The sequence below is a fragment of the Shewanella oneidensis MR-1 genome, from assembly GCF_000146165.2.
Lineage (GTDB): Bacteria > Pseudomonadota > Gammaproteobacteria > Enterobacterales > Shewanellaceae > Shewanella > Shewanella oneidensis.
Genome location: NC_004347.2, coordinates 1,162,492 through 1,174,662 on the forward strand (window position 1 = coordinate 1,162,492; position 12,171 = coordinate 1,174,662).

Sequence of the window (12,171 nt, forward strand, 5' to 3'; positions counted from 1 at the left end):
CTGCTACATAGTGTTTATATGGTTAGACCCTACCTACTTATAATAAAAGGAACTCAGTTCCATGTTAGAGAAGCTGTTCAAACTGAAACAAAATCAAACGAGCCTCAAGCAGGAAGCAATGGCAGGTTTGACAACATTTATGACGATGGCCTACATCATTTTTGTTAATCCAATGATGTTAGCCGATGCGGGTATGGATCACGGCGCCGTGTTTGTGGCTACCTGTTTAGCGACGGCCGTGGGCTGTATCGTGATGGGCCTAATGGCGAACTATCCTATCGCGCTTGCCCCTGGTATGGGGCTGAATGCCTTTTTTACCTACACAGTTGTTGGTGAAATGGGCTATAGCTGGGAAACTGCGCTGGGTGCGGTTTTCTTATCGGGAATTTGCTTTTTAATCTTATCCTTAGTGCGTATTCGAGAATGGATTGTTAACAGTATTCCCATGTCACTGCGTATTGGTATCGCTGCGGGTATTGGCCTGTTCTTGGCGCTGATCGGCCTTAAAAGTGCGGGTATTGTGGTGGCAAGCCCTGCAACTTTAGTGACTATGGGCGATATCACCGCCTTCCCTGCTGTGATGGCCGTATTAGGTTTCTTCTTAATCATAGCCATGGTGCAACGCGGCATGAAGTCAGCGGTGATTTTAAGCATCTTGATTATCACTGGACTTGGATTGCTGTTTGGCGATGTGCATTACAACGGTATTGTGTCCATGCCACCTTCGATAGCACCCACTTTTATGCAGATGGATTTATCCCAAGTCTTTGAAGTGACTATGCTCTCAGTGGTATTTGCTTTCTTATTTGTGGATCTATTTGATACCTCTGGCACCTTAGTTGCGGTGGCGCAGCGCGGTGGCTTCCTTGATGAAAATAACCGTTTACCTCGATTAAATCGTGCCTTAACTGCCGATAGTTTAGCGACGATTGCTGGTGCTGCCTTGGGGACCTCGACGACCACAAGTTATATCGAGAGTACGGCTGGTGTGAGCGCTGGTGGCCGTACGGGTTTAACGGCTGTAGTGGTTGGCTTGCTGTTTATTTTGGCATTATTTGTATCGCCTTTAGCAGGAATGATCCCTGCCTACGCAACGGCGGGTACGCTGTTTTATGTGGCCATTCTGATGATGTCTGGACTGGTTCATGTGGAATGGGAAGACTTAACTGAAGCTGCTCCAGTCGTTATCGTTTGTATTTTAATGCCGCTGACTTTCTCGATCGCCACGGGGATTGCGCTGGGGATTATTTCTTATGCTGCCATTAAGCTATTAACGGGGCGTTTTAGTGATTTAAATATCGGCGTGTTGGTGTTAGCTGCAATGTTTGTTGCTAAATTTATTTACGCTTGATATGCAGTTGTTACCACTCAGGTAAACCATTTGTTGAGGGCCATCTAATCGATGGCCCTTTTTAATGCGCGATCCCAAGCAGAATTGAAAATTTCTACCAACATCCTGCCCACTTACTACCAATTACCTAGCGGATTAGGTATAAGGATTGTCCGGTTATTTTCTACAAATGAATAATGAATTTAAGTGAGATAGCGTATCGCCGCGTGGTAGTGAAGTTGGGGACGAGTGTGCTGACTTCTGGCAGTAAACAGCTAGATAAAGCCCATATGGTTGAGCTTGCTCGTCAAATGGCCGCACTGATGAGATCAGGGGTCGAAGTCGTTTTATGTACTTCTGGGGCAATTGCCGCAGGACGCGAACATCTCCAATACCCGGCACTGCCCGACACTATGGCCAATAAGCAATTATTAGCCGCTGTCGGGCAAAGCCAGCTTATTCTCGCTTGGGCGCAACTCTTTAGTATCTACGGTTTGCATGTGGGGCAATTGCTGCTGACCCGCGCCGATTTACACGATAGAGAGCGGTATTTGAATGCCCGCGACACTCTGAATGCTTTGCTGGCAAACAATATTATCCCCATCATCAATGAAAACGATGCGGTTGCAACTAACGAAATCAAAGTGGGCGACAACGACAATTTGTCAGCGCGAGCGGCGTTGCTGTGTGATGCTGACCTGCTGATCTTACTGACAGATCAAAAGGGCTTATTCGACGCCGATCCGCGTACCAATCCCAATGCCAAACTGATTTCTCAGGTCGAGAAGATTGATGATAGTCTGCGCCTGTTAGCGGGTGGCTCGGTTTCTGGTTTAGGCACGGGCGGCATGTCGACTAAGCTAGAGGCCGCTGATATTGCCCGCCGCGCTGGGATTGAAGTGGTGATCGCCTCAGGTCATCATCCCGATGTGATTAAAAAAGTCGTTGCTAAAGAATCCATTGGCACCCATTTTAGCGCCATCGAAAACCCATTAGAAAGCCGCAAACAGTGGATTTTGGCGGGGCCCGCGGCCCAAGGTTCACTGGTGCTCGATGCTGGAGCGGTTAAAGCCGTCACTGAAAAAGGCCGCAGCCTGTTATCGAAGGGCATTATTGGCGTCAAAGGGGAATTTGAACGGGGTGCAACTCTGCAATTAGTTGACCAAAACGGCAAAATTATTGCCAGAGGCATAACCCGTTACTGTGGTGAGGCGTTAGGGTTAATTGCGGGTAAACATTCCGACGAAATCGAGTCTGTGCTCGGTTACGATTATGGTGACGCAATTGTCCACCGTAACGATATGGTCGTCTTATAAGCGAGGTCTGTTTTGAGTCAAATTAATCAAGCGCAATATTTACAGCAACTTGGTCATAATGCCAAACAGGCGAGTTATGCCTTGGCCAACCTAACAGCGAGCCAAAAGGCCGATTTGCTTGACGCTATCGCCGATGCGCTGACGGAAAACACCCTGGCAATCCTCGCGGCCAATGCCAAGGATGTGGCGGCGGCTAAAGCCGAGGGCTTGAATGACGCAATGATCGATCGTCTGTTGCTGAACGAGTCACGTCTGGCGGGAATTATCGGCGACATCAGCGATGTGGTTCGTCTTGCCGATCCCGTTGGCGAAGAGTTTGGTAGCCGCGTATTAGACAACGGCTTAAGGCTGACTCGCCGCCGCGTGCCGCTTGGGGTGATCGGGGTGATTTACGAAGCGCGCCCGAATGTGACCGTCGATATCGCCGTGCTGGCGCTAAAAACCGGTAACGCGGTAATTTTACGTGGTGGTAAAGAAACCCTCGAATCCAACAAATTGATAAGCGAAGTGATCCGTGGCGCTATCGCGAGCCAAGGGTTACCTGTTGATGCGGTGCAGCTAATTGATTCTTCCGATAGGGCGCTAGTGACTGGACTTCTCAAGCTCGATCAATATGTTGATATGATCGTCCCCCGTGGCGGTCAAGCCCTGCAGCGCCTTTGCGCCGAGCAAGCCACTATTCCAGTGATCTTAGGTGGTATTGGTATTTGCCATTTATATGTGGATAAAGCCGCTAATCTTGAGCGGGCTCTTGAGGTAATTGCTAACGCAAAAGTGCAACGTCCCACAGTGTGTAATGCGCTGGATACCTTGCTGGTGGATAAAACCATTGCCGCGAATTTTGTGCCGCAAATTGTCGAGTACTTACACTGTTTAGGCGTGCGTTTTTCCGTCTGTGAACAGAGCCATGCGCTACTCGATGGGTTGGGATTTGATATTGAGCTGGCAACCGAGCAAAGCTTTGCGACCGAATGGTTATCTTTGACCTTAGGCATTAAAGTGGTGAGCGATATCGATGCGGCGATTGCCCATATTCGCCGCCATTCTAGCGGGCATTCAGAGGCGATTTTGACCGATGATATTCACGCTGCAACGCATTTTATGAATGAGGTTAATTCGGCTGCAGTGTATGTCAATGCCAGCACTCGTTTTACCGATGGCGGTCAATTTGGCCTTGGTGCCGAGGTGGCGGTCAGTACTCAAAAACTTCATGCCCGTGGCCCAATGGGGCTTGAAGCACTAACCACTTACAAGTGGCTAGCATGGGGTGATTATACGAGTCGCGCATAGCGTGATTGATGTACTAAAAAGCCGCTGAAATAGCGGCTTTTTTTATGGGTAATTTTTTATCTTAATGGATAAGTGGGGTATAAGTCGCAATCAACCATAAACATACAAAAGCGACTGACATCACTGTGGTGAATGTGCGAAAGGGCCTGATATATTCCAAGGTATAGAGAAAATACTTCTCTTGCACTCTGCGGGTAAGCAATACCGAGGGGAGTAAGAAGCTGCAATAAAGCATCACCACCATGGTGGTAAAACCATTACCCCAAAAATGCTCGTAGATAAAAAGTGCGATACACACTAGCATGGCAACCCAGCTGATAGGGCTTATGCCATCTTCTTGATTCCAATGGGTTGATTTTTGCATATGACTGTCCTTAGTCACTCAATTTATTGCTTAATTTATAGACGGTTAATGCATGTTTTTCAATGGCTTTTGTAGATAACGTGTAAAAGAATTTTTAGGCCGAGTTTAGGTCATAGCGTTTTAATATCCGCAAATGAGCCGCGGCACAATTTTGCTAAGTCATTTGCCGTGAGACATATCTCAAGCCCACGGCGGCCTGCGCTGACATAGATTTTGTCAAATTGCTTAGCACTTTCATCAATGATCGTTGGCAGCAGCTTTTTTTGCGCTAATGGGCTGATACCTCCAACCAAATAGCCTGAAGACTTTTGGGCTAAATCTGCATCGGCCATCTGCAGTTTTTTCTGGCCTAAACATTTGGCAACGGCTTTTAAATTGAGTTGATGATCAACGGGGACTAGCGCGACCGCAAGGGGCGCATGGGCTTTATCGGTCGCGACCAGTAAGGTTTTAAATACCTGCGCGGGGGCGAGCCCTAACACATTGGCGGCTTCTTCGCCGTAAGCGGCGCAGTGTGGGTCGTGACTGTATTCTAAAACTTCAAAGGGAATTTTGGCTTTCTTTGCCATTTGTACGGCAGGTGTCATGCTTTACTCCTTGCGCCCCAATTAGGTGCAATAAAAGTCTAGGGGCAATAAAAGTCCGCCATCATAGCTCTTTACTCAGTTCTAAAATGTTAGCTTGCGCTTAAAATTATCGATGCTCGCTTTTATGCTTTATGTCGGCGACTCACTCCGCAAGTTTGGTATTTAGTTTGGTTTTACGTTCTAAATAACGTGGAAATAATTGCTGTAACATCATCCCCGCCAAAATAAAGCCGAGGCCAATATAGGTTGCTGTAGCGATGGTTTCTTGCAAAATCCAAGCGATAAAACCAATCGACATTACCGGCGATAAAAATACTAAGGTACTGATATTGGCGGTGCGAGTCGCGGTTTTAAGCGCCATTAACCAGAGAACAAAGGTAATTCCCATTTCAAATAAGCCGACATACATGCCTGCCATCACGGCTTTAATACTAAAGCTAGGGAGCGCATCGGTAAGTAACAGCGTGATGGTAATAAAGGGTAAACCGATTAAAAAGCTCAACAGTAAGCTGACGACGGGATCGCCTTGATCTTTGGTGTTCACAATCCAATATAGGCACCAGAGCAAAGTGCTAGTCAGCGCCAGCCCAATACCAAGTGGACTATCGAAGCGAAAACCGCTGACATCGCCGCCGGTGGCGATAATAAATACCCCTGAATAGGCGATAAGAGCCGCAATCATATCGCTCTTACGTAAATGCTGTTTAAGCAAAGGTGCCGCCAACAGTGGCAGTAATACCGCCCAGGTGTAATTAAGCGAGAGTGCCTGCTGCGCGGGCAAGAGTGAATAAGCTTTAAAGAGCACGACATAATAAAGAAACGGATTAATCAGCCCTGTGACCAGATAAAAAGTCGGACGGCGTAACAGTTGTACTTTAAGTAGAGGAAGTTTTTTTTGCCAAGTGAGAATTGCGCCAAGGGTGACGATAGAGGTGAGTACTGCTACAAATACCAGTTGCAGTGGACTGTAAAATCCAAGGGCAATCTTAAATGCGGTTGCCACCGTCGACCAGAGAAATACTGCAGCCATACCGTACACATACGCCAAATTAGAAGCTTTCACACTCTTACCTTATCCGCTCAAACAGTCACTTAATGTGCGCAGATTGAATAACAGCTATTGTTGATAAGCAAGCGGATTTTGTCATTTTGAATATTTTATACACTTGGATGTGCCGGCAAGATAAATCAGAAAATTTTTTGTATAGCCCTTGTAATTAAATTCCCTGTCCCAATATAGGTGTTAAGGCAAAGAAAGTGGCCAGCGGTGATGATAGTTAATAGGCACCGTGGACTTGAAAAAAAATGCGTCCGGCCCCATATCTAAACCAACTTATTAATTTAGTTTGACAGAAATTTTTCGGAGGACCTCATGGGTAAAATTATTGGTATCGACTTAGGCACAACAAACTCTTGTGTAGCTGTCCTCGATGGTGGCAAAGCACGCGTATTAGAAAATGCTGAAGGCGATCGCACAACCCCGTCTATCATCGCTTACACAGATGATGAGACCATTGTGGGCCAACCAGCAAAACGCCAAGCTGTAACAAACCCAAATAACACATTCTTCGCGATCAAGCGTTTGATCGGTCGTCGCTTTAAAGATGACGAAGTTCAACGTGACGTGAACATCATGCCATTCAAAATCATTGCAGCCGACAACGGTGATGCTTGGGTTGAGTCACGTGGCAACAAAATGGCTCCACCACAGGTTTCTGCTGAAATCTTGAAAAAGATGAAGAAAACGGCAGAAGACTTTTTAGGTGAAGAAGTCACAGAAGCGGTTATTACTGTTCCTGCATACTTTAACGATTCACAACGTCAAGCCACTAAAGATGCGGGTCGCATCGCGGGCCTTGAAGTGAAGCGTATTATCAACGAACCAACGGCCGCAGCACTGGCCTACGGTATCGACAAGAAGCAAGGCGACAATATCGTTGCAGTGTACGACTTAGGTGGTGGTACGTTCGATATCTCGATCATCGAAATCGACAGCAACGACGGCGACCAAACCTTCGAAGTATTAGCGACAAACGGTGACACCCACTTAGGTGGTGAAGACTTTGACAACCGTTTAATCAACTACTTAGCTGACGAATTCAAGAAAGAGCAAGGCTTAGATCTGCGTAAAGATCCATTAGCAATGCAACGTCTGAAAGAAGCGGCTGAAAAGGCGAAGATTGAGCTTTCAAGCACCAACCAAACTGAAGTGAACCTGCCATACATCACTGCCGATGCAACAGGTCCTAAGCACTTAGTGGTAAAAATCACCCGTGCTAAGTTAGAGTCACTGGTTGAAGACTTAATCATTCGTACTTTAGAGCCATTAAAAGTGGCACTGGCTGACGCTGACCTATCAGTATCAGACATTAACGAAGTGATTTTAGTGGGCGGTCAAACCCGTATGCCTAAGGTTCAAGAAGCAGTGACTAACTTCTTCGGTAAAGAACCTCGTAAAGACGTAAACCCAGACGAAGCGGTAGCCGTAGGTGCTGCGATTCAAGCGGGCGTACTGTCAGGCGACGTGAAAGACGTTCTGCTGTTAGACGTAACACCACTGTCTCTGGGTATCGAAACCATGGGCAGCGTAATGACCAAGCTGATTGAGAAAAACACGACTATTCCGACTAAGGCACAGCAAGTGTTCTCAACAGCCGATGACAACCAAAGTGCAGTAACTATTCACGTACTGCAAGGTGAGCGTAAGCAAGCGAGCGCGAACAAGTCATTAGGTCAATTTAACTTAGACGGTATTGAGCCTGCACCACGTGGCATGCCACAAATTGAAGTGATGTTCGATATCGACGCTGACGGTATTCTGCATGTTTCTGCCACCGATAAGAAAACCGGTAAGAAACAAAACATCACCATCAAAGCTTCTTCTGGCTTAAGCGAAGAAGAAGTGGCGCAAATGGTACGTGACGCTGAAGCCCACGCTGAAGAAGACAAAAAGTTTGAAGAGCTAGTGCAATCTCGCAACCAAGCTGACGGCTTAGTTCACGCAACTAAGAAACAAGTTGAAGAGGCGGGCGATGCACTGCCAAGCGAAGACAAAGCGAAGATTGAAGCGGCAATGAGCGCGGTTGAAACTGCTGTAAAAGGCAATGACAAAGAAGCCATTGAAAAAGCGACTCAAGCGCTTATCGAAGCCTCAGCAAAGCTGATGGAAATCGCTCAGGCTAAAGCTCAAACTCAAGGCGGCGCACAAGAAGGTGCAGCTAAACAGTCTAACGCGACTGCCGATGACGTTGTCGATGCTGAATTTGAAGAAGTGAAAGACGACAAGAAATAACCATTTGTTTTCAATCAAATCAATTGATTTCAAATAGTTAATTTCTAGGCGGGCGTTACGGGGAAACCCTAACGCCCGTTCGTTCAACTTAAGCTGAGAAGCATGAGATTATGTCAAAGCGAGATTATTACGAAGTATTAGGCGTTGGCCGTGACGCCAGCGAGCGTGAAATTAAAAAAGCCTACAAGCGTTTGGCGATGAAGTTTCACCCCGATCGCAACCCTGGTGATAAAGCTGCCGAAGCGAGCTTCAAAGAAGTTAAAGAAGCCTACGAAATCCTAACCGATGCCAACAAAAAAGCGGCCTATGACCAGTTTGGTCATGCGGGTGTGGATCCCAATCGCGGCGGCGGTGGTGGCTATGGCGGCGCGGGAGATTTCGGTGATATTTTCGGTGATGTCTTTGGCGATATTTTCGGCGGTGGACGCCGTGGCGGCGGTCAACGCCAAGCGGCCCGCGGCTCAGATTTACGTTACAACCTAGAGTTATCACTGGAAGAAGCCGTTAAAGGCCTCACCAAAGAACTGCGTATCCCAACCTTAGCCAGCTGTGATGTATGTGACGGCAGCGGTGCGAAAAAAGGCACCTCGGCGACCACCTGTACAACCTGTCATGGTCAAGGCCAAGTGCAAATGCGCCAAGGTTTCTTTACCGTGCAACAGCCTTGTCCAACCTGTCATGGTCGCGGCAAGATCATTAAAGATCCTTGCGCTAAGTGCCATGGTGATGGTCGTGTCGAGAAGACGAAGACGCTGTCAGTTAAGATCCCAGCTGGTGTCGACACTGGTGACCGTATCCGTTTAGCAGGTGAAGGTGAAGCGGGCGAGTTTGGCGCGCCAGCGGGCGATTTATATGTTCAGGTCAGTGTACGTGAACATGCCATCTTTGTTCGCGATGGCAACAACCTCTACTGCGAAGTGCCGATTTCATTCAGTAAAGCGGCGCTCGGCGGCGAGATTGAAGTCCCAACACTGGATGGCAAAGTCAGCCTGAAGATCCCTGCCGAAACTCAAACGGGCCGTATGTTCCGTCTGCGTGGTAAAGGGGTTAAATCGGTTCGCAGCCATGCCGTTGGCGACTTGCTCTGCAAAGTCGTGATGGAAACGCCAGTCAACCTAAACGAGCGTCAGAAAGAACTACTGCGTGAGTTTGAGGCGACCTTAACCGGCGAATCAAAGAAGCACAGCCCAAAGGCTGAAGGCTTTTTTGATGGCGTGAAGAAGTTCTTCCAAGACCTAAATAGCTAATTAGGTTTGGTGGCGCAGCGGTTAGCTGCGCACTAGATAAATAAAGCCTCGCAGTGTTTAATACTGCGGGGCTTTTTTATGCTTGATTGCATACTCAAATTTCAAACTCTGTCCGCTGCAATAAATTAAGCACTGTCATTCCAGTGACTCGCCATGAACTCATCCCTGAGGGCTCGACGACGGCATCCATGCCGTCAACGGTCACTTCCATGGCAGTGCTTAATTCTTTTTAAGTCCAGCGTATACCTGATTAAAGTTATGCCAGTCCTGTTTTTTTATGTTCGACTGACGCTATCTCGGCATCTGATGATAGGCAGGATGCCTGAATGTCGTGAAGTGCATGGATGCACGAGAACGACCATGGCGAGACTCATGCAATTTGTCTATTCGCCCTGCGGCAACTCCGAGGGGCTGGTGTATTCCTTAGGATTTGGTTTTATCGGTAATTTTTAAGGCATAAAAGCTATGCCTTTTCGGTCTTTCTTGGGCTAGGTGCTATCAGTAACTTTTTAACTCATAGATGTTATTTCTGACAGGCCTTTCATTCGCACAGTAATCGTTGTATGTTATTGTTTTATAAGCTGGTGCTATTTTGTCGCTTCTATATATTGTAAGGTCAAAATTTAGAATCATATTCCAATGAGCTTTCTCGGAAGCCGTTCTTACTGGCGATCTATCCATGACCTGTATTTAAGCTGTTTGAGTAAGTATCCGGAATAGGTTTTGATATAAAGAGTATTTATGAGAATGAGCTTTTAAAACTAATAATTATTGAGCAACCATGAAAATTGAAATAAATCAGATTATTAGACGTATGGATCAAGGTTTTACACAGCCCTATATTTGCGGATGTAGTGACGGTGGGAAGTATGTTGTAAAGGGGTCTAATACCACCAAAAAACAGCTCGCCGTCGAGTTAATTTGTACTGGTCAACCCAAACTGGACACTTTTACTTGAGAATTCTCAAACTCTACAGGTGACAGATCGTTATTAGCAGAATGAAGTCGCTCCAAGTTGTAATATTTGATGTAAGCCGTCACATCTTGCTTCATAAACTCCCTTGTTGGTTGAGCAACTTTAAAAATCCAATCGTGTTTCAAGCTACCAAAGAATCGCTCAACAACGGCATTATCCCAACACGCACCCACATCACCCATGCTGGCTCGGATACCATAGCTCGATAGCAGCCTACCGAATTGTTTACTGGTATATTGCGAGCCTCGGTCACTGTGAAATACCAGCCCTCGCGCTGGTTGTCGCAGGTTGTAGGCTTTTATTAATGCCTTGGATATCAAATCTGTGGTCATGCGTTTGTCTATGCGCCATCCCACAATCCGGCGTGAATATAAATCCATCACCACAGCTAAGTACATCCAGCCTTCACCCGTCTTTAAATAGGTCACGTCACCCGCCCAGACCTGATTAGCCGATACTGGATTAAAGTTCATGTTTAACAGGTTATCAGCCACTGCATCTGAGTGTTTTCGCTGTGTCGTCACCTTGTAAGCACATCGCTGGGTTGCTTTGAGTCGAAGGCGGTGCATAATTTTACGAACGAGATAGCGACCAACCTGGTAGCCTTCCTTGCGCAATTTCTTCACCATTTCACGATTCCCTAAGCTGCCTCGACTTTGCTTAAATAGCTGTCGAACAAGGCGATAAAGCTTCAGTGTTTCAACGCTTATCACGTTTGCAGGGCGTTTATGCCAATCGTAATAGCCTGACTTACTGACACTCATTACTCGACATAACAGTGTTATGGGAAACAGGTGAGATTGCAGTTTGATGAAACGAAATCTTACTTCATTTCTCTCGCAAAGAAGGCGCTTGCCTTTTTTAGAATTTCTTTCTCCATGCGTAATTCTTTGTTTTCTCTACGCAATCGCTTCAACTCATCACGCTCAGACTCTTCTAAGGTGATGCCTTGTTGCAGGGCTTCGTGTTTTTCCTTCCAGTTGTAAAGCAGGCTCGTGCTAACTCCAAGAGACTTTGCCGCATCGGCAACGCTATAACCTTGCTCCAGCACCATCAAGACGGCTTCATCTTTAAATGCCTGCGGATAACTCTTATGTGATTTTTTCAGACTCATATAGACCTCTTAATTTATTGACCATACTGTCTCAAAATTAAGTGTCCGATGGGATTAGACCAGAACAATTTGTGCGTTTTTATGTAAAGAGTTCGGTTTACCAATACCTGATTTTGCACCTGTTAATGTTCCCAAAGAAATAATTGATAGCGGTGCTTATCCAGGGCTTGATATTGAATGGTGCTTTGGTTCAAAATTTGTCGATAACCTTACAGAATTGGTCTTTAGTCAAGTAGATAACATTGATAAAAAAACCATGCTCGATTTGTATATTTTTGATTATTGGATAACAAACCCTGATCGAAGCCTCACTAAGTATGGGGGCAATCCCAATGCCTTTTTTGATGTTAGTCAATCTTCGCTTGTGGTATTTGATCATAATTTGGCGTTTGATACTGACTTTTCAATAACAAATCATAAAGAACTCCATTTAGCATCCACTATTTGGAATTGTGAGCAAAAAAGAATCGATGACCAGTCGTATTATGGTGATAGATTCGCTGAAGTAATGACTCGCTGGCAGCAAATTACGGATCAAGTTCCAGTGGAATGGTTCGATGATGAAGCTTCAAAATCTAGCTTCATTGAGAACATCAAGGTGTTCTGGTCTAATCCCATCGGACACTTAATTTTGAGACAGTATGGTCAATAAATT

At 46.2% G+C, this 12,171-nt stretch carries 11 protein-coding genes; 7 read left to right on the plus strand and 4 right to left on the minus strand.

What is annotated here, in order from left to right; genetic code table 11:
• Positions 1 to 61 precede the first annotated feature (61 nt).
• From SO_RS05175 to SO_RS05185, 3 genes are all read left to right on the plus strand, one after another.
• Positions 62 to 1,351, plus strand: a complete 1,290-nt coding sequence (locus SO_RS05175) for an NCS2 family permease (RefSeq protein ID WP_011071361.1) — start codon at positions 62 to 64, stop codon at positions 1,349 to 1,351.
• 176 nt (positions 1,352 to 1,527) lie between these two features.
• Positions 1,528 to 2,646: a glutamate 5-kinase gene (proB, locus tag SO_RS05180; RefSeq protein ID WP_011071362.1), complete on the plus strand. Its 1,119-nt coding sequence runs from the start codon at positions 1,528 to 1,530 to the stop codon at positions 2,644 to 2,646.
• A gap of 12 nt (positions 2,647 to 2,658) precedes the next feature.
• Positions 2,659 to 3,936 (plus strand): glutamate-5-semialdehyde dehydrogenase, encoded by a 1,278-nt coding sequence (locus SO_RS05185; protein WP_011071363.1) that lies wholly within the window; start codon positions 2,659 to 2,661, stop codon positions 3,934 to 3,936.
• A gap of 61 nt (positions 3,937 to 3,997) precedes the next feature.
• On the opposite strand, the gene SO_RS05190 is transcribed toward SO_RS05185, so the two are convergent.
• From SO_RS05190 to SO_RS05200, 3 genes are all read right to left on the minus strand, one after another.
• Positions 3,998 to 4,300, minus strand: coding sequence for a hypothetical protein (locus SO_RS05190; RefSeq protein ID WP_011071364.1), 303 nt, complete (start codon positions 4,298 to 4,300; stop codon positions 3,998 to 4,000).
• A 110-nt stretch (positions 4,301 to 4,410) separates the two neighbouring features.
• Positions 4,411 to 4,887: a Cys-tRNA(Pro) deacylase gene (gene ybaK / locus SO_RS05195; protein WP_011071365.1), complete on the minus strand. Its 477-nt coding sequence runs from the start codon at positions 4,885 to 4,887 to the stop codon at positions 4,411 to 4,413.
• Between the two features lie 142 nt (positions 4,888 to 5,029).
• Positions 5,030 to 5,950, minus strand: a complete 921-nt coding sequence (locus SO_RS05200; protein ID WP_011071366.1) for a DMT family transporter — start codon at positions 5,948 to 5,950, stop codon at positions 5,030 to 5,032.
• Positions 5,951 to 6,259: 309 nt separating this feature from the next.
• On the opposite strand from SO_RS05200, the gene dnaK reads away from it, so the two are divergent.
• The 3 genes from dnaK (at position 6,260) to SO_RS23490 (ending at position 10,384) form a co-directional block, all read left to right on the plus strand.
• On the plus strand, positions 6,260 to 8,179 hold the full coding sequence (dnaK, locus tag SO_RS05205; RefSeq protein WP_011071367.1) for a molecular chaperone DnaK: 1,920 nt from the start codon (positions 6,260 to 6,262) through the stop codon (positions 8,177 to 8,179).
• Between the two features lie 110 nt (positions 8,180 to 8,289).
• On the plus strand, positions 8,290 to 9,426 hold the full coding sequence (gene dnaJ / locus SO_RS05210) for a molecular chaperone DnaJ (RefSeq protein ID WP_011071368.1): 1,137 nt from the start codon (positions 8,290 to 8,292) through the stop codon (positions 9,424 to 9,426).
• A 781-nt stretch (positions 9,427 to 10,207) separates the two neighbouring features.
• Positions 10,208 to 10,384: a HipA family kinase gene (locus SO_RS23490; RefSeq protein ID WP_367303098.1), complete on the plus strand. Its 177-nt coding sequence runs from the start codon at positions 10,208 to 10,210 to the stop codon at positions 10,382 to 10,384.
• Here SO_RS23490 and SO_RS05215 read toward each other — a convergent pair.
• Positions 10,357 to 11,516 (minus strand): IS3-like element ISSod1 family transposase gene (locus SO_RS05215; RefSeq protein WP_141135407.1). Its coding sequence is split into 2 segments (ribosomal slippage): positions 10,357 to 11,267 and positions 11,267 to 11,516, totalling 1,161 coding nucleotides; the frame shifts between segments, so codons are not numbered across the junction. The two genes, SO_RS23490 and SO_RS05215, sit on opposite strands and share 28 nt — an antisense overlap.
• Positions 11,517 to 11,583: 67 nt before the next feature.
• Between SO_RS05215 and SO_RS05220 the strand changes: the two genes are divergently transcribed.
• Positions 11,584 to 12,168, plus strand: a complete 585-nt coding sequence (locus tag SO_RS05220; RefSeq protein WP_319626453.1) for a HipA family kinase — start codon at positions 11,584 to 11,586, stop codon at positions 12,166 to 12,168.
• Positions 12,169 to 12,171: the final 3 nt, after the last annotated feature.